This is a genomic window from Halovenus anhuiensis, from assembly GCF_037080055.1.
GTDB lineage: Archaea > Halobacteriota > Halobacteria > Halobacteriales > Haloarculaceae > Halovenus.
Genome location: NZ_JBAOJI010000004.1, coordinates 248883 through 267578 on the forward strand (window position 1 = coordinate 248883; position 18696 = coordinate 267578).

An 18696-nucleotide genomic window follows, 5' to 3' on the forward strand; every position below is an offset into this window, starting at 1 on the left:
GAAAAAGTGGCTCCTTAGAAGTAGTCGATCGCTTCGGGCAGTTCGGTCTTCATTCCCTTGCGCTCTCGGATCATCGTGATCGTCTCTGGCTGGAGGTTGTCGGCCATGACCTGGAAGCCGGCGTTTTCGGTATTCCAGCTCGCTCGACCCTCGGTCGCGGAGCGAATGTCCGAGGAGAAACCAATCATCTCTTCGACCGGCGCGACGCCTTCGACGACCATCAGATCGCCTTCCTGGTACATGTCGTCGACGCGGCCACGTCGGCCCTGAATCTCGCCGCTTGCCGCGCCCATGTGGTCGTTTGGCACATCGATGCGGACCTCCTGAATCGGTTCGAGGAGTTTGATCTTCGCGTCGATCAGGGCGTTGTGCAGCGATTCGCGAACTGCGGGGATGACCTGTGCCGGACCGCGGTGGATAGCGTCCTCGTGGAGTCGGGCGTCGTGGAGACGGATCAGCGAGCCCTGGACCGGTTCGGCGGCCAGCGGCCCGTCGTTGAGTGCCTCCTCGAATCCTTCGATGACCAGCTCCATCGTCTCGTTGAGGTGCTGGATACCTTTCGTGTCGTCGATGATGATGTTCGTGCCGTGGATGTGCTCGACATCCTGGGAGGTGTCTTTGTCGAGGCCAGCGTCCTGCAGTGCCTCACGGCGTTCGAGTTCGGGCATGTCCATCGACGCTTTGCCCTGCTTGATCGCTTCGACCACGTCGCCGTCAAGCGGCGTCACCGTGATGTAGAAGCGGTTGTGACGGTTCGGGGAGATTCCCTCGACCTCGCGGCTGGATTCCTGCGGCGCTTCGCGGAAGACGACGATCGGTTCACCGGTCGTGACCGGGATGCCCTGGTTGCGCTCGATACGCTGGGTGACGACTTCGAGGTGAAGTTCGCCCTGCCCGGAGATCAGGTGCTCGCCGGTGTCTTCGTTGATCTCGATGTCGATTGTCGGGTCCTCCTTTGCGACCTGCTGGAGCGTCTCGATGAGTTTCGGCAGGTCGTCCATGTTCTTCGCCTCGACGGATTTCGTGATGACAGGCTCCGAGATGTGTTCGATGGACTCGAACGGCGTCATCTCGACGCTGGAAACTGTCGAGCCAGCGATTGCATCGGCCAGTCCAGTCACGGCGGCGACGTTCCCGGCAGGAACCTCGTCGACTTCCTCACGCTCGCCGCCCATGAAGATCCCGACGCTCTGGAGTCGGTTCTTGCCGACAGTTCCGGAGACGTAGAGTTCCTGGCCCTTCTCGAGCGTTCCGGAGAAGACACGACCCGTGGCAATCTCGCCAGCGTGGGGGTCCATCGAGATATCGGTGACCATGAAGACAACTTCGCCGTCCTCGTCGACGAGTCGCATGCCTTCTGCGAGGTCGGAGTCGGCGTCGCCACGCCAGACCCGCGGGATACGACGGGGCTGTGCGTCGACGGGGTTCGGGAAGTGCTCACAGACCATGTCGAGCACGACATCCGAAAGCGGCGTTCGCTCGTGGAGTTCCTGTCGTTTGTCGGCCTGTTCGAGGTCGATGATCTCACCGAAGTCCATGCCGGTTCGCTGCATCGACGGCAGGGAGACCCCCCACTTGTACAGCGCGGATCCGAAGCCGACGGTACCGTCCTCGACGGAGACGGTCCAGTCGTCGTTGATATCGTCCATCTCTTCGGTCATCCCGCGAATGAGGTCGTTCACGTCGCGGATGACTTCGGTCATCCGTTCCTGCATCTCCTCGGGGCCTTCCTGCAGTTCCGAAATGAGGCGGTCGACCTTGTTGATGAACAGCGTCGGTTTGACACCCTCGCGGAGTGCCTGTCGGAGCACTGTCTCGGTCTGTGGCATTGCGCCCTCGACAGCGTCGACAACCACGAGTGCACCGTCGACTGCGCGCATCGCGCGTGTCACGTCACCGCCGAAGTCCACGTGGCCCGGTGTGTCGATGAGGTTGATCAGGTGGTTCGTCTCCTCGTACTCGTGGGTCATCGAAACGTTTGCTGCGTCGATGGTGATCCCACGTTCCTGCTCGTCCTCTTCAGTGTCCATCGCGAGCTGTTCGCCTGCGGTGTCGTCGGAAATCATCCCCGCCCCCGCGAGCAGGTTGTCCGTCAGCGTCGTTTTCCCGTGGTCGACGTGTGCTGCAATGGCAATGTTCCGGATGTTCTCCGGTGTATTCATCAGCGACTCGCATTCCTCTACAATTTTCTTTCGTCGGCCCATTATTACAGAGGCATACCGGTAGGAGAGTCAAAAGGATAGTGTTTCGAGTTCGCGATTCGAGCGAACTCGAAGCTTGCCACGACCGGAGGGAGTGGCAGTGTTTCGCAGTCGCCACGCGACTGCGGGGCTCGACACGAACGAAGTGAAGTGTCGGTGTTTCGGACTCGTGCTGTTTGCGAGTCCGAAGCACGTCACGAGCAACGCGAAGTAACGGTGTTTCGTGGTCGGGCGTCTATGATCACATCTAAAGCTTGCCATACCACGAACCGAGAAGAATCCGGGATCTACGCGGTAGTATAAGATACCAGACATAGAGCGATAGCCGACAACCTATTTCGAGTAATCGCAGGACGAAAGCGAGATTTTGAACAAAGTTTGCACGGAGTTTCGACGGATTCTGAACCAAGTTTGTCCCGTTTTTGAAAAATTGCTTTTAGTATCGTTCTCGTCGGTTCGAGTGCATGTCAGATCACAAAACGCGACGACGGTTCCTGCTGGGGACCGGAAGTATCGCGGCGGTCGCACTCGCCGGTTGTACGAGCAACGATGACGGCAGTTCAGACGACGAGATGGACGACGAGGGAGATATGGAAGACGGCGAGGATGGCGAGACGATGGAAAACGAGGAGAACACGATGGAAGACGACGGAATGGAACCGACTGATCCCGCGGAGGCGTCGCGGGCGTCGATCGATCGGTTCAGCGAGGACGCCGGAACGCTGTTCGTCCGAACCGATGAAAACGGCCTTCCCGGCCCCGACGAACCGGTCGACTTCGACCAGGGGCCGTTCATCACACAGGGACTCGGTCCCGACGGGGAGACGGTCGAGTACTACAACTTCGACGTACAGCCCACTGCGCCGGCACCGATCTACGCCTTCTTCTACGAGAACGGCGACCCGGTGGCGGATCAGCTGAATATCGTCGACGTAATCCCCGGCGACGCCGGCTACAACGATTTCTGGCGAGTCAACATGGTGACCGTTCCCGACGAGTACGAGGCGAATACGGTCACGAGCGTCAGCGGAATCACCGAGGCAGGCTACGACATCCAGCAGACGGATATTATCAAAAACTGCCCCATCGTCCCCGAGGGCTCGACAGCCTCGAAGCACTACGGCGACGACCACGACGAAGCGCCAGTCGTGCAGGGCTGGTACGACGGCCAGGTCGTCGATTACTTCCTGTTCGAAGAGGACAGTTTCGAGGTATCAGACGGCGAGATGCCGCTCTCGCCGATCTACGTCAGCTTCAACGTCAACCCCGGTCAGGAGGGCGGCGGCCCGCCCTCGGGATTCATGACCGAAGACGGCAGCGATCAGACGCACAACGTCGTCGCGACGCTGCCGGGCGACACCAGCTATTCGCCGCTGTGGATGGTCAATCCGTACGACAACGCTGACTTCGAGAGCGTATCGGATCTCGATTCGGCCACCGATGCGAACGTCCTCGCGGAAGGCGCCGCGACAGTGAACTGCCCAATCGTTACAGTCGAGCAGGCCTAGTACAGACAAGACCATGACTGAACGCCCCAGCAGACGCGAGATGCTCACGGCCAGCCTCGCCGGCCTCACCGCAGTTGCCGGCTCCTACGTCGCGGTGGGATGGTCGCCGACGTTCGTCGTTGCACCCGTCGACCAGTGGATAGTTAACACGACCCCCGGTGCGATCACCACCTTCATGATCGAGAACGTCGGCGATGCGGGCCATCTCCTCCACATCGCGATGGCGGTTGCAGCCGTCCTCGGACTCTTTGGGCTGGTCTCGTTTGCTGGGCTGCGCGCCGGTGACCGAATCGGACAGCCACTGGTCGGCGGCCTGGTCGCCGGCTCCGTCGGCTGGTTGCTCACCGTGGCGCTGACCCGCGAGCCACTGTTGGCGCTCGCGGCCGCAGGCCCGATGGCCGTCTTCACTCTCGTCGGTGGGTTCCAGACGGAAACAGGAGCTATCAACCTGCGGCGACGCCGAACGCTCGGCACTGTCGCCGGAGCGGTCGGATTCGCTGGCGTCGCGGCGATCACCGGTCGGCTCCTGCACGGCAGCGAACCCCTCGGGGACGCCCCGAACTCCGAAGGGGCCGACAAACGTCTCGCCGAGGCCGAGGCGAGCGAACTCGACACCGCCAGCGCGGATCTGCTCGGACTCGTGAGCCCCATCGACGGCTTCTACAACGTCGATATCGCGGAGTTCGACCCTGAAGTTACCAGCGAAGAATGGTCGCTGACGTTCACCGGCGATGTCGAGCAGGAACGGACTATCGAGTTCGACGATCTGATCGACCGCGAGGTCGAAAACCGCTTCGTCACCCTGCGCTGTGTCGGCGAGGACCTCAACGAACAGAAACTCGATAACGCGGCCTGGACCGGCACCCCCCTCCGACCGCTGCTCGACTCGGTTGACCCACAGAGCGACTGTGACTGCGCAATGTTGCGCGGCGAAGATGGCTACTACGTCCAATTCCCAACGGACGTGCTCGCGGAGGGCTTTCTCGCGTGGGGGATGAACGGCAAGGAACTCCCCACCAGCCACGGCCACCCTGTCCGGGTGTTGATCCCCGGCCACTGGGGCGAGACCAACGTCAAGTGGCTCACCGAGATCGAACTGTTGAACACCGAAGAAGACGGTTACTGGGAGGAACGCGGCTGGGAGGGCACCGGCGAGGTCAAGACCGTCGCCAAACTCTGGGACGAAGGCATCACCGAGCTGGACGACGGCCGAATCGAACTCGCGGGCCACGCCTACGCCGGCACGCGCGGGATCAGCCGCGTCGAAGTCTCGACCGACGGCGGCGACTCGTGGGTCGATGCCGACCTCTCCGAACCACTGCCGGACGAAGATGTCTGGCGGCAGTGGCGATACACCTTCGAGCCCGACGGAACACACGACGTGGTCGTCCGCGCCACCGACGGAGAAGGGAACCTCCAGACCGAAGCAGAGACTGGCTCCTCGCCGGACGGTGCGGCCGGCTGGGTCGAACGAACGGTTACCGAGTAGCATGTCGAAACGTCTATGATTGCCCCATTTACACAAGTAGACAGCACATGGAGAAGGCCCTGTGGTATCTCTTTGCCGGAAGCCGCGGTGGAGTCAACAGGGTCAGGATCGTCCGGAACCTCCGTGAGCGTCCGCGGAACGCGAACGAACTCGCCGGCGAACTGGATGTCGATTACAACACCATCACACACCATTTGGACATGCTAGAAGAACACGATGTCGTCGAACCAAGCGACCACGACTACGGCAAGCTGTACTTCTTGACCGAGCAGTTCGAGCGACACACGGAGACCTTTGAGGATATCGCCGAGGAGGTGAACTGACCATGGCGATGGGCCCACCGACGATTGCGGGAATCGCCATCACAGCGGTCAACAGCGTCCTGCTCGCCGCGCTGGCGGTCGTCTGGTTCCGGAACTACCAGCAGTTCCGCTCGACGATGGTGCTCGGCTTGCTCGCCTTCAGCGTCGTCTGGCTGATCGAGAATCTCGTCGCTATCGCCTTCTTTTTCAGCAGCATGGCGATGCTGTACTCGACGGACCCGCTGGTCGGCCAGGTCGTGCTCGGGATGCGTATTCTCGAACTGATCGCCGTTGGATTTCTAGCGTACGTGACGCTGAAATGAACGCCCATGTGATTCGCTCACATCCCCGCAACAGTAATACGGCCGCACACCCTAAATAGGGGCGTCTATGGACGTACAGGTCGAGGGCTCAGGCCCGGTCGAGCCGTTTTTCGCTGCGCGGGATCTCTTCGAGCGGGAGGCGACGCTTGCGGAGCCGGTGACCGTTCGGATCGTCGAGGATCCCGACGAGCGGACGCGCGTACAGCACGGTGCTGAGGGACACGAACTGACGATCTCACAGCAGGCCGCGACGAGCGCGATGGCCCGCGAACTCGCCTTACACGAGTTCGCGCACATGCACCACCACGAGCGCGGCCACCCCTCACACACCCAGTCGATGGAGGAAGTGATCTTCCTCGCACTGGCCGGACGGACCGTCGAGCGGCGCAAACTCACGCATTGCCGGCAGATCGCCAACCACATGAAGGATATCTACGCGGACGACCTCTGGCTGGCGGTCGCGCCAGCGGGCAAACTCGTCGATTTCCTCGAATCGAGCGTCGCCGCGGCGCTGGCCGATCAGCCAGCAGCGCCCGCGTGGGATCGGTTCGGAACCGACGCCGCCCGAACGAGTGCAGCCAGCGATCCCGAGATCACGGCCGTCAACGCCGCCTTCGCGCTCGGACTGGTCGAACGCCACAGCCTCGTCGAACCGGACCACCGGCTGTACGATCTGGCTCACGCCGCCGCGGCCGACGCGCCGGAAATCGACTTCGAGCGGTTCAAAGGCTGGTTCCGCTCGCTGTCGGCCGATCCCGACGAGAGCGAGTACCGGAAGATCCTCGTCGACGCGACGCGGGAGTACGCCGGCGGGAGCGGCCCGGCAGCGGACTGAGCTATAATTCTGGAACGAGTTCCCCGCGGCCGCGCTCGACCGTCGAGCGGTTGGTCGTCGAATCTTTCGTGACCGTGATCAGGTCGTCGGCCGCATCGACCAGTTCGTCGTCGTGGCTGACGACCAAGATCTGTTCGACGCCGCGGTCGCGCATCGACTCGATCAACTCGACGAGTTGGGTGACGTGGCCGGAATCGAGGAAGACTGTCGGCTCGTCGAGAATCAGCGGTGGCATCGGAGCAGCGCCTTCGATCCCCTCCGCGAGCAGGCGATAGATCGCACAGCGCAGGCTGAGGTTGAAGAGTGCCCGCTCGCCGCCGGATAGCTGGTCGGGGTCGAGTTCTTCGCCGTCTTTCTGGTAGACCGTCAAGCGGTACTCGCCGTCGAGTTCGATCCGCGAGTAGGTGTCGTTCTCGTAGACCAGATCGAACGTCTCGTTGAGCATCCGTTCGAGGTTGTCGACGTTCTGGCGACGCAGTTGCGCGCGGAGGTGGCCGTACATCTCCTCCAACTCAGCAGTCTCGTCGTGCAGCGACTCCAGTCGGTCGACCGTCTCGGCGAGTTCCTCGCGGCGCTCCCGGAGGTCCGCCAGTTGGTCGAGTTCGTTCGTAATCGCGCCGATTCGCTCCTGCAAACTCGATTGCTGCGCTTCGAGTTCGTCGAGCGCTTCGGTGACGTTCTCGATGTACTCGACGGCCTCTGCTTTCTCGCTCCGTGCCTGCTCGATGCGGTCGTCGTCGAACTCCTCGCGGAGGGCGTCCCGCCGCTCGCGTTTCTCGGCCAGCCGTTCGCGGCGCTCGTCGTTCAGCGACTCCTTCTGGTCGCGGTCCTCCCGCAGGCGATCGATGGTCTCGGTGAGTCTATCGATTTGGTCGAGGGCATCCGAGAGTTCTTCGAGTCGGTCCCGCCGCTGGGTGAGCGTCGCTTTCTGCTGGTTGTAGCTGGCAATTTGCTCCTGACAGTCGGCGGCGCGTTCGTCGGCCTCGCTCGCTTCCTCGCGCTTCTGTTCGGCCTCCGTGTCGGCCTGTTCAGCCTGCTCGCGGAGCGTTTCGATTCGGTCGCGCTTTTCGGAGACGTTCGATTCGCGCTGCTCGACCAGTTGTTCGAGGTTGTCCCGGTTCGATTCGAGTTCGGCGACTCGCTGTTCCCGATCCGCCAGTTCCTCGGCGTCTTCGAGATCGGATTCGAGATCGTCGATACGCTCGTCGAGGGTCTCCAGTTCGGTCTCCAGTTCGTCGACTCGTTCGCGGTACTCGTCGATGGTCTCGACGTGTGGTGAGTCCTCGACTGGCTGGCCGCACTCGGGGCACTTGCCCGCGTCGAGCAGTTCCTCGGCCTCTTCGAGTCGCTCCCGTTCGTTTTCGAGCGTCGCCTCGCGTTCGGCCCGCGTTTCGCGACACTCCGAGAGTTCGTTGCTGATCGACTCCAGATGCTCCTCGGCCTCGCCGAACTCGATCGGTTCATCCTCGAAGGAGTTGCGCAGTTCCTCGATTTCGTCTGCCATCTCCGAGAGATCCTCGCGTTTGGAGTCGATGAGTTCCTCGGTGTCGGCGAGGTTCGCTTCGAGTTCGTCGGCCTCCTCGCGGGCCTCCCGGGCGTCCGTTTCGAGTTGCTCAGCCTGCTCGCGGAGATTCTCGGCCTCGCCGTCGGCCTCCTGTTTCTCGACGCTCGTCTCGCGAATCTGCTCGGTCAGTTCGTCGATCTCCTCGGCGACGGCCGAGCGTTCCTCGGCGACGCGCTCGCTGTCGAGGATCTCGGGATCGATGTCGAGGCCGTCGATTGCGGCGACGAGATCGTCGCGTGTCTGTTCGGCCTCCTCGCGAGCACTCCGTTTCTCGTCGATCTGGTCGGCCAGTTCCGCTCGGGTCTGCTCAGTCGACTGGATCTCCTCGCGCAGCGATTCGATATCCTCGTCGAGGTCGTCGAGTTCCTCGCGTTTCTGTTCGTACTCCTCGATGATCGAGTCGGCCTGGTCGCGGGTCTGCTCGGCTTTCTGCTTGTTGGCCTCGTAATTGTCGATTTTCTCCCGTAGCTCCGAGAGTTCGGTCTGCAGTTCGTTGCGTCGCTCGTGGAGATTCTTGGACTCCTTGGCTGCGATCTGTTCGTCGACCTCGGAGAGCGCCCCCTGTTTATCGTCTCTGACGCGGCCGACGCCGACGCGGGCGTCGCTGGCCCGTTCACGATACTCCTCCAGTTTGCCCAACTGGAGGAGGTCGTCGATCATGTCCTGCCGCGTCGACGGCGAGGCGTTGATCAGTTTGTTGACCTCGCCCTGCCGGACGTACGCGCAGTTGACGAACGCGTCCGTGTCCATCCGCAGCAGGTCGGCGACTCGCTGGCGAACGTCGGTCGCGCCTTCGGTCGTTCCGCCAGGCCCTTCCATCACACACTCGGCCGTTCTGGCGTCGCCGCTGCTGACCCTGATCCGCCGACGGATCTGGTAGCTCCCGCCGTCGTGGGTGAATTCGAGTTCGACGATGGTCTCCTCGGCCCCGATGGTGACGATTTCGTCCAAGGTCTTGTCCAGTGCCTTCGCGCCGTACAGCGCGAAAAAGCAGGCTTCGAGCAGCGAGGATTTGCCGCTGCCGTTCAGCCCGTGGATTACCGTCACGCCGGGATCGAGACGCACGTCGGTCTGTTCGTAACACTTGAAGTTCTGTAGTCGGATCCGGTCGAATCTCACAGGTAATCCTCCATCGTAACCTGACTGTCTGGTTCATCAGTCTGTGCTGCGTCGTCGCCCCCGTCCGCTGCTGGGTGGTCGGCCTGCTGGTCGTCGGCATCTGCTGGCGAGGTGGCTTCGTCCTGTTCGGTGTCCGCAGCGGCAAACGCGCCGGAATCGGCCTCGTCGACGAACTCCTCGACGCGGCGTTCGACGCTGTCTGCGACATTGGAGTCGGCGACCTTGCTCGCCCGGATCGTCTCGTCGAGATCCCGGGCGGCGGGGCTGAGCCCGAGTTCCGAGATCCGCTGTTCGACGGCCTCGTCGGGATCGGCAAAGGAGACTTCCACGTCAGTCTCGTCCTCGATTTCGCGCTGGTCGTTGACCCGCGTCGCGAGCGCCCCCTGATCATCGGCGTACTCCTCGATACCAGCGGGCATGACCTGTTCGCCCTCGCCGGTGATCCGGACGATCACGACGGAATCGCTCACGTCGTGCTGGTCGATACGCTCGCGGATTCGCTCGCTGCCCTCCCCGGGCCGCAGTTCGATGTCGAGAAACTCGAATTCGCGGGTGTCGAGTCCACGGCGGCGGATATCGACGGTCTCCTCGAAGGTGACGAGGTTGTACCCCCGATCCTCGCGTTCGGATGCGCTCGCGCGCTCGGTCGAGCCACAGTAGGTGAGCCACGTTCCGTCGTCGAGTTGCTTGGTCTTGGCCTCGTGGTCGTCGCCGACCAGCATCGCGTCGAAGTCGACGGTCGCTTCCCGGCTGATCTCGCGGGCGTCCCAGTCGCCGTGCTCGAAGGGTTCGAAGAGGCCGTGCGAAACCAGGGCGGCGTACTCGGCGTCGTGGGGTTCGTATTCGTAGTCGAGGTCGTCGCGTTTCGACCGCGGGACGAAATCCAGCCCGTAGAAAGCGACGTTGCCGAGTTGGACTGGCTCGCTGCCCAGTCGTGTGGCCAGGTCCATCGACTCGAAGAGATCGAGCCACTGCTGGGAGCGTTTCCCTTCGTGGTTGCCGACGATTGCGAGAAAGGGAATGCCAGCGTCGTCGAGATCACGCAAGACGGAGAGTGCGCCCATGATATCGCTGAGTCGGGGCGTGCGGTCGTGAAAGAGGTCGCCAGCGTGAACGACGGCGTCGACATCCTCGGCGATGGCGTCCTCGGCCACCCGCTCGAACGCTCGCCGGAAGTCCTCGCGGCGGTCGGGCAGGTGGTACTGCTGATAGCCGAGATGAGTATCGCCCGTATGCAAGATCCGCGTCATACCCGAGCCCTACGTCGGCATCCGGTAAAGGCATTGTCAGAGCACACTGAAAGTGAAACCGTTCGGATCGCCGTCACTGCATGGGGAGTTCGACGGAGACGGTCGTCCCCTGATCGTCGACATCGATTTCGATCTCGCCGCCGACGTAATGGACGAGCCAGTACGCCAGCCACAGACCGAGTCCGGACCCGTGTTGAAGCGGCCGTTCGGCCCCTTCTTCGAGTGCGCGTCGTTCCTGGTTTGGGATGCCGGGGCCGTTGTCGCAGATGGTGACAGTCGCCTTTCGCTGGTCGGTGGTGAGCGAGACTGTCACGTGTGGCTGTGGCCCGTCAGAGTGTTTCAGCGCGTTCTCGATCAGTTCCTGGAGCGCGGGGGCCACTCTCGCGTCGACCGTGGTCCCAGTCGTGGCACCGAGATCGAGATCGAGTGTGCGATCGGGGTAGGAGTCGCTGAACTGGGTGGCGGTTCGTTCGAGAAACGAGACGAGGTCACGTTGGGTCTGCGTATCGGATGTCTCGGCGATGACCTCACGGACGTGGTTGGCCTTCTCGCTAACATCGATCAGCGACTGGACGTTTTCCTGGATCGTCTCGATTCGGTCCAGTTCCGTCTCGTCAGTCAGCTCTCTCGACAGCGTGTTGGCATGGCCCTGGATGACGGTCCCCTTGTTACGGAGGTTGTGTCGCAGGACACGATGGAAGACTTCGAGTTGCTGTTCGCGGAGCCGGCGATCCGTGATCTCGTCTTGAATGCCGACGAAGCCCTCGATCGAGCCGTCAGCGTCTTTGATAGGGGCGATCGTCTGCAGGGCAACGAATCGCTCACCAGATTTGCGTTCGTTTACGATCTCGGTGTTCCAGACCTCACCGTCGAGAATCGTCTCCCAGAGACGGCTGTAGAGTTCCTCGCCGTGTTCGCCGGATTTGAGAATGCGCGGCGTCAATCCGACGGCCTCCTCGGCAGCGTAGCCGGTGATCTCCTCGAAGGCGGGATTGACGTACTCGATGACTCCCCGCTCGTCCGTGACGATGATCGCGTGACCGGCCTGTTCGACGGCGTTTTTGAACTGGCGCAGTTCCCGCTCGCGCTGTTTGCGGTCGGTGACATCCTGGAACAACAGCAGCGACGCAGGCGCTCCCTCGTACTCGATGCGAGAAGCCCGAAGGTCGATGTGTTTTGCAATCCCCTCGGGCGTCTGAACCGTGAGTTCGTACTGTGCTGGGTCGTCCGCCGGGGCGGACTGTTGCTCGCGACACCGCCCGAGGAGTTCGCTATCGGCCCCGGAGAGGACCGTCTCCAGCGACGAGTCCAGAAGCGTCGCCGCGTCGCGGTGGAGGATGTCTGTCAATCGGTCGTTGACGAAGACGAACTCGTCGCGCTGGACGACTGCGATCCCGTTTTCGCTCTGTTCGACGAGCGTCCGGTACTTTTCGTGTTCCTCTTCGAGTTGTGCCGTCCGGTCCCGTAGATCTGCAGTGAGCCCCTCCGTCTGTTCTCGCCGGGCGAGCAGGTTGCTCAGCGTCCGGAGCAGCGCCTGTTGCCTGACGGGTGCCCGGACGACATCGTCGATGAGCAGCGGCGGCTCTCGGTCGGCAATATCCGGAATCTCGACCGAGACTGCCGTCCGGTCCCGACGGACGAGGACGACCGGACAGAAGACCGGCTCCGTCTCCTGTTTGTGTGCATCGAGCGCCGCCCGGTAGTCCGGGAAGACCGCCTCGTCGACGATGTAGAGATCCGCGTCCTGAAGCTGGTCGTCGGTGAGTGGCGTGTGTCGCTTCGCTACGATCGATGCCACTGCACGTCGATTGCCTTCGTCGGCAAAGAGGAGTTGAACTGTCGCCATATTACGTTTCGGCGTCGACTGGATTCGTCTCGATTCCGGTGATCTCGAAGCGAGCGCCGCCGTTGCCTCCCGTCGTGACCCGCACCGCCCAGCCGTGTGCGTCTGCGACTGCTCTCACGACGGCGAGACCGAGTCCAGAGCCGGCTTTAGATGTCGTGTAGCCCTCCTCGAACACTTGGTCGTAGTCCGCTTCGGGGATCCCCGAGCCGTCATCCTCGATAACGATTCCGCCATCGAGAGGACCGACCGTCACGGTCACGTCCGCCCCGCCGTGCTCGACAGCGTTGCGGAACAGGTTTTCGAGTAGTTGCCGGAGTCGCATCTCGTCGGCGAGGATCTGCTGGTCGGTCTCGATGGAGAGTTCGGCATCGGAATCGAACACGATATCCCAGCACTCTCTCGCAACCGTTTCGATGTCGACCGGTTCGAGCGTGATGTCGATGTTCCCCTGTTCGACGATGAGCAGCGTCTCCTCGAGCATCCGTTCCATCCGGTCGACGGCGCGCTGACACCGGTCGAGCGCCTCAGGGCGGTTGGCGTTCCGTGCCGTATCCAGCGAGAGCGTGAGGATGTTGAGCGGGTTGCGGAGTTCGTGTCGGAGCGTGCTCGCGAGTTCTTCGAGTTGTGCGGTCCGCTCCTGGAGCTGTTCAGTCTGCCGGCGGCGTGCGAGGAGATTCGCGACAGCACGCCGAAGCGTCTGCTTGTTGACCGGAGCGGTGAGGACTTCGTCGACGAGAAACGGCTCCGTCTCGGCGGCCGGATCGGGTAGATCGATCGTGGTCGGGCTCCGCTCACGACGGATCAAGAGAACGGGACAGAACACCGGCTGTTGCTCGTGCTGGTATCGCTCCAGCGATGCTCGATACGCGGGTAGGGCGGGCTCGTCGACGATGAAGAGGTCGGCGTCCTGCAGGTCCCCGTCGACCACCAGCGTGTGGTGGTCCGCCAGCACGGAGGCGAGTGCGTGGCGGTTTCCTCCGTCGTGCAAAAGTAACTGGAGCTCGGCCATAGCTCGGTTCTCACCACGATTTGTCGGCTCGGTCCGGGATACCGTCGAGAACGCCGTGGATCCCCGTCAGCGGCTCCCCGACATCTAGGCCGTCGGCGGTGATCCGGAACCGACGGGGCACCGTCTCGAATTCGCCGATGCGCTTTTTCAACACACCGACGACGCGCTGGAGTTCGCCTTCGAGTTCGAGATAATTCTGGAAGATGATGTTGTCAGCAACGTAGCTGACGTTCGTACTGGTCGCTTGCGGGAGCCCCATCACCTCGCTTCGCTGGTCGATCAGGATTACCGACGTGTTCATGTTCGTCAGATACTGCGTGAGGGCGTGGAGTCGTCGCCGGAGATCGACGGTGTCGCCGGTGCCTTTGATTACCGTCTTGTAGCCAGCGATCCCGTCGATGACGACGAGTTCGGGCGAGTTGGCTTCGACCTGTGATTTGACCTGCCGAGCGAACTCCTCCGAAGACAGCGACAGCGGGGTGACCTCTTCGATGGTCAGGGCTCCCGCTTCCCGAAGGCTTGTGATGTCGAGCCCGAACGTTTCTGCTCGATAGGTGAACGTTTCGAGCGATTCCTCGAACAGATAGCCCAGTGCCGCGTCGCCGTTTGTCGCTGCCGAGTGAAGAAATTCCGTGGCCAACGTCGTCTTCCCGACCCCCGATGGTCCGCTGACAATCGTGACCGTTCCGCGTTCGAGTCCCCCGCCGAGCAGCGTATCGAGATTGTCGAGCCCGGAAGACAGCGGTGTTGGCTCGAAGGTTCGCCTGTGTTGATCCGGCAGAAGTGCGGGATAGACTTCAGCACCACCGTCGCGGATTTCGAGTCCGTGTGTTCCATCCTGCTGGCCGACACCGCGGTGTTTCGGCACGCTGATCCGGCGGCCCGCCTCTTCTTCCTCGTAGGCGAGATTCACCACGCCGTCGCTGAGTGAGCGCAGTTGCGTGTCCATCTGGCCGCTGGGCGTCTTCGTCGCGAGCACAGTCGTCCCCCGGTTTTTGAGAAACCGCGCGAAGGAGATGATCCGCTTTCGGAACTGGTACTCGTTGGGTTCGATATACTGAAACTGTGTGATCGGATCGATGAGGACTCGGTCCGGATCCCGCTCTTCGATGGCGGTTCGCACGTCAGAGATGAGGTTCTCGTCGGCAACGTCCTGGGGTCGGACGACATCGTACGACTGTGAGCCGTTGAAAAATTCAGATTCCGGCCCGATATCGAGAAACGAGGCGTCCGTGATATCGATTCCGAGCGCGGCGGCGTTCGCACGCAAACCGGCCTCCGACTCCTCACCGTGGATAAACAGGACCGACTCCCCGTCGTCGAGGCCCGTTCGCAGAAACTCCATGCCGAGGGTGGTCTTCCCAGTTCCGGGTGGGCCGATAACGAGATACAGCCGTCCGTCGATAAAGCCGCCGTTGAGCAGGGAGTCGAGACCCGACACCCCACTCGATAGCTGCGTCAGTCGATGCTTCTGTGTCATTGTCTTGGATTCGGACGACAGGAGCTATTTATTCTATGTCGTTTCTCAAGTCGATGGGAGCGCGGCGTAGCTGGCGTCATAAGCTCACAGACGTGAACACACATCATGAAAGGCCAGTATAGTTATGTGTTTTCTCGGGACTCACTGGTTCACGGATCGTGACTCGTCAGTTCGGAGTTCGAAGCGAGCGCCGCCGTCGGTGCCGTCGGTAACCTCGACCTCCCAGTCGTGGGCGTCGGCGATCTGTCTGACGATTGTCAGCCCGAACCCGGTTCCTTCCTCGGAGGTGGTAAAGCCAGATTTGAGAACGTCATCGCGAGTTTCGGTCGGGATGCCGGGGCCGTCGTCTTCGATGTAAAATCCGTCGTCGAGTGGCCCGACGCGGACGGTTGCATCCGGACCGGCGTGCTCTCGGGTGTTTCGGTACAGATTCGCGAACAGTTCCTGAACGCGAGACTGGTCCATCTCGAGTGTCGCATCGCCGTCGACAGTCAGAGTCATCACCTGTGTGTCGACGTTGTCCCACGCCGCCCGGGCGACCGTTTCGAGGGAGACGGGTGCCGGATCGAGGACACTTTTGCCCTGTTTGGCCAGCGCGAGTAACTCCTCGATGAGTGTTTCCATGCGGTCGATGGCCTCCGCCATTCGTGTGTGGGCTTGTTCGGGGTCGTCGGCGGTCCGGGCGATATCGAGATTGGCATCCATGACGTTAAGCGGATTGCGAAGGTCGTGGGCCACAGTCCGCCCGAAGTTTTCGAGACGGTCGTTCTGCCGCTGTAGTTCTCGGCGCTGTTCTTTGAGTTCGGTGATATCGCGGTTGATCGCGACGAAGCCCGTGATTTCGTCGTCGTCCGTGAGTGGGGCAATCGTCTGGTCGATGACGTACTGTCTGCTGTCCTTGCGTTCGTTGATGATCTCACCGGTCCAGACCTCGCCGTCGAGAATCGTCTGCCAGAGCCGCTGGTAAAACTCCTGGTCGTGCTCGCCGGATTTGAGCATCGCGGGCGTGTTGCCGAGTGCCTCTTCACGGTCGAACCCAGTCATCTCCTCGAAGGCGGGGTTGACGTACTCGATTGTGCCGTCAACGTCGGTCACCAGCACACCGTGGCCGGCCTGTTCGACAGCCTTGCGGAACGTCCGGAGATCACGCTCACGCTCCTTCCGGTCGGTGATATCCTGAATCGTCCCGACGTGGTACTCCTCGCCTTCGATCCGCACGTGTGTCGTGACCGTATCGACGGGGAAGGTATCGTCCGTCCCCAGACGACGGTTGACAGTCTCTCGGCGACGGATCTCCCCCTCCTCGAAGGAGTCCCAGTAGTCGTCGAACCGGTCCGCGTCGAATTCGGGGTTGACGTGCGTGATTGGCTCTCCTTCGAGGTGTTCGGGAGTCGCCCCGAGCATGCCGGCGTAGGTGGGATTCGCGTAGGTGATAGTGCCGTCGCTGTCGTAGGCAGCGATCCCGGTCCCGACCTGTTCGACGGCCTGCTCGAAAAACGCCCGCTGTCGCTCGCGTTCCTTGCGCTCGGTGATATCGCGGTTGATCGCGACGTAGCCCGTGACCTCGCCATCTTCGGTAATCGGCGAAATTGTCTGGTCGATAACGTAGCGCTCGCCGCCTTTCTGCTCGTTGACGACCTCTCCTTCCCAGACCTCGCCGTCGGTGATCGTCTCCCAGAGCCGCTGGTAGAACTCCTCGCCGTGGACGCCCGATTTGAGCAGCGCAGGGGTCGCCCCCTTCAACTCGGAGACCTCGTAGCCGGAGATTTGCTCCATCGTCGGGTTGGCGTAGGTGATGGTGCCGTCGGCGTCGGTGACGACCATCGCGTGGCCGGCGTTTTCGATCGCTGCGTAGATGTCCTGTAGTTTCTGTTGCTGACGGGCGATTGTCACGCAGTTGTCGATGCGGGTCGCCAGCAGTTCGTACCGGGTGTCGCCGGTGTCCTTTTCGAGATAGTCGTCGGCACCCAGTCGGATCGCCTGGCTGGCGACTTCCTCCGATCCCTGTCCGGCGAACAGAATGAACGGCAGTTCTGGATGGCGGGATTTGGCGACATCGAGGAATTCGAGGCCGTCCATGCCGGGCATGGCGTAATCACTGACCACACAGCTGATCTCCGGGTCGGCATCCAGCCGTTCGAGGGCCGCCTCTGCACTGGCCTCTGTCTTGACGTCGAAGCCGTGTTCGCGTTCGAGATACCGAGCGACCAGCGGCGCGAAGTCTTCGTCATCGTCGACGAACAACACCGTGGTCACGATGGAATCAGTGCCGATCTGGAGATCCTGTGCAGTCCAATCGATCTGGTTAGTGTTTGCTGTCATCTGTGTCGGTGAACAGTCTAACGGGGACCCCGAATGTGGTCTCTCCACTGTGGATAGGTCCCCCACGGCGTCGTGTCGTGGCCGGCAACTGAACCTCCGGACCCACCGGTCCGCTCCGGATAGCTGGTCTCCTGCTGTGGCTCGCGTCCCCCTCTTCCGAGTTCGTTCCCCGAAACGACTAGGTCTGACATATCCACCCCTACTGGAATCTTGCTTATAAATGGACGGACAGACTCTCTGCGTGATGAAAATCGCTGGGCGTCTTTTCTATCCCATCAGTTCCGAGAATAGCTTCGCCAGGGACCGGTTCGGCCGTCGCCGGGATAGCTGCTCACAGTTGAGTCGCACGACAGCGAGTCGATCAGTCCAGTTCAATATCCTCGATGGTGCCGTTGCAGAGTCCCTCGTAGAGCGTTTCGAGTTGGTTGATCGTTCGGCCGACGCTGTACTGTTCGATCGCGCTTCGGGTGTCCCGGTCGGTTCTGAGAACCTGTTCGATGGCATCGACGGCGGCGTCGATGTTGCCGGGTTCGTACCGGTGGCCGTTGTTGACGCCGATCGTTCGGTCGAACGGCGGGGCGTCGGCAGCGACGACCGGCGTGCCGCAGGCGTTGGCTTCGAGCGTCGACAGGCCGAGCGTGTCGGCAGTCGAGGCGGTGATGAACGCGTCGATGGAGGAGTAGAAAATCGGGAGTTCCTCTCGCGGGAGAAAATCACGGAGCGTGACGTTGTCCGGTTTGCGCGCAGCGAGGTCGGGCCGGCGCGGCCCCTCGCCGACGATGACGAACTCGTATTCGGGGAGTTCCTCGGCGACCTCGAACAGTTCGGCGACGTTTTTTTCCATGCTGAGTCGGCCGCTATAGCCGATGACTGTCTCGCCGTCGTACCACCGCTCGTCGGTCGGCTGGAAGAACTCCATGTTGACGCCGACGGGCAGTTGGACGTGATCCACGTCGCGGTCGATCCGGCTGGTGGAGGCTGTCACCACGTCGAAGAGGCTCAGATACTTGCTTTCGAGCGTTGGATACCGCTCGCTCAGCACGCCCGCGACCGATTCCCACGGCAGTGCCTGATGGAAGTACTCCTCGATGGGGGTGTGATGCGTGTAGACCAGCGGGAGATCGTACTTGTGGGCGTAATGGACGCCCAGCCAGCCGACCGGCCCCGGGCCGTGGCAGTGGACCAGATCGAGGTCGGGAAGCTTCGACGGACGCCGGTAGGTCGGGACACAGTAGCCCGGATAGAAGGGGTTCGGCAGCGATGGGACCGGATGCTCGCCCTCCTCGGGTTCGTAATCGCCGTCCGGGTAGACGATTTCCGTCTCGTGGCCGCGCTCGCTGAGCCGGTCACACCACAACTGAAGCGTGTAGGTGACCCCGTCGATTTCGGGAAAATAGCTGTCTGTGAAGAATCCAACGTTCATACCTGAGCCTCCGAAATTGTGTCGA

General features: G+C 61.9%; 14 protein-coding genes. 5 read left to right on the forward strand and 9 right to left on the reverse strand.

From position 1 onward, the window contains the following. Positions 1 to 14 precede the first annotated feature (14 nt). On the reverse strand, positions 15 to 2204 hold the full coding sequence (locus V8P86_RS12175; protein WP_336327541.1) for an elongation factor EF-2: 2190 nt from the start codon (positions 2202 to 2204) through the stop codon (positions 15 to 17). A 461-nt stretch (positions 2205 to 2665) separates the two neighbouring features. Here V8P86_RS12175 and V8P86_RS12180 point away from each other — a divergent pair, with 461 nt between their 5' ends. The 5 genes from V8P86_RS12180 to V8P86_RS12200 all read left to right on the forward strand — a co-directional run bounded on the left by V8P86_RS12180 (position 2666) and on the right by V8P86_RS12200 (position 6658). Continuing rightward, positions 2666 to 3709: a hypothetical protein gene (locus tag V8P86_RS12180; RefSeq protein WP_336327542.1), complete on the forward strand. Its 1044-nt coding sequence runs from the start codon at positions 2666 to 2668 to the stop codon at positions 3707 to 3709. A 13-nt stretch (positions 3710 to 3722) separates the two neighbouring features. Next, positions 3723 to 5198 carry a molybdopterin-dependent oxidoreductase gene (locus V8P86_RS12185; RefSeq protein ID WP_336327543.1) on the forward strand — a complete coding sequence of 492 codons (1476 nt, stop codon included), beginning with the start codon at positions 3723 to 3725 and terminating at the stop codon, positions 5196 to 5198. 47 nt (positions 5199 to 5245) lie between these two features. Beyond that, the gene (locus tag V8P86_RS12190) at positions 5246 to 5521 is read left to right on the forward strand and encodes an ArsR/SmtB family transcription factor (protein ID WP_336327544.1); all 276 of its coding nucleotides are present in this window, start codon (positions 5246 to 5248) and stop codon (positions 5519 to 5521) included. Positions 5522 to 5523: 2 nt separating this feature from the next. Beyond that, on the forward strand, positions 5524 to 5823 hold the full coding sequence (locus tag V8P86_RS12195) for a DUF8036 family membrane protein (RefSeq protein ID WP_336327545.1): 300 nt from the start codon (positions 5524 to 5526) through the stop codon (positions 5821 to 5823). A 67-nt stretch (positions 5824 to 5890) separates the two neighbouring features. Next, positions 5891 to 6658 carry a DUF5781 family protein gene (locus tag V8P86_RS12200; protein ID WP_336327546.1) on the forward strand — a complete coding sequence of 256 codons (768 nt, stop codon included), beginning with the start codon at positions 5891 to 5893 and terminating at the stop codon, positions 6656 to 6658. Between the two features lies 1 nt (position 6659). On the opposite strand, the gene rad50 is transcribed toward V8P86_RS12200, so the two are convergent. From rad50 to V8P86_RS12240, 8 genes are all read right to left on the reverse strand, one after another. After that, the gene (gene rad50, locus V8P86_RS12205) at positions 6660 to 9341 is read right to left on the reverse strand and encodes a DNA double-strand break repair ATPase Rad50 (RefSeq protein ID WP_336327547.1); all 2682 of its coding nucleotides are present in this window, start codon (positions 9339 to 9341) and stop codon (positions 6660 to 6662) included. Continuing rightward, positions 9338 to 10591: a DNA double-strand break repair protein Mre11 gene (gene mre11, locus V8P86_RS12210; RefSeq protein ID WP_336327548.1), complete on the reverse strand. Its 1254-nt coding sequence runs from the start codon at positions 10589 to 10591 to the stop codon at positions 9338 to 9340. The genes rad50 and mre11 overlap by 4 nt, the downstream gene beginning before the upstream one ends. Before the next feature lie 73 nt (positions 10592 to 10664). Further along, positions 10665 to 12437 (reverse strand): PAS domain S-box protein, encoded by a 1773-nt coding sequence (locus V8P86_RS12215; RefSeq protein ID WP_336327549.1) that lies wholly within the window; start codon positions 12435 to 12437, stop codon positions 10665 to 10667. Position 12438: 1 nt separating this feature from the next. Continuing rightward, the gene (locus V8P86_RS12220; RefSeq protein ID WP_336327550.1) at positions 12439 to 13446 is read right to left on the reverse strand and encodes a sensor histidine kinase; all 1008 of its coding nucleotides are present in this window, start codon (positions 13444 to 13446) and stop codon (positions 12439 to 12441) included. 10 nt (positions 13447 to 13456) lie between these two features. Then, positions 13457 to 14926 (reverse strand): ATPase domain-containing protein, encoded by a 1470-nt coding sequence (locus tag V8P86_RS12225; RefSeq protein WP_336327551.1) that lies wholly within the window; start codon positions 14924 to 14926, stop codon positions 13457 to 13459. Between the two features lie 141 nt (positions 14927 to 15067). Then, entirely contained in the window at positions 15068 to 17248 is a 2181-nt protein-coding gene (locus tag V8P86_RS12230; RefSeq protein ID WP_336327552.1) for a hybrid sensor histidine kinase/response regulator, read from the reverse strand. 17 nt (positions 17249 to 17265) lie between these two features. Beyond that, on the reverse strand, positions 17266 to 17439 hold the full coding sequence (locus V8P86_RS12235) for a hypothetical protein (protein WP_336327553.1): 174 nt from the start codon (positions 17437 to 17439) through the stop codon (positions 17266 to 17268). A 170-nt stretch (positions 17440 to 17609) separates the two neighbouring features. Beyond that, positions 17610 to 18671, reverse strand: coding sequence for a glycosyltransferase (locus tag V8P86_RS12240; protein WP_336327554.1), 1062 nt, complete (start codon positions 18669 to 18671; stop codon positions 17610 to 17612). Between the last annotated feature and the right edge of the window lie 25 nt (positions 18672 to 18696).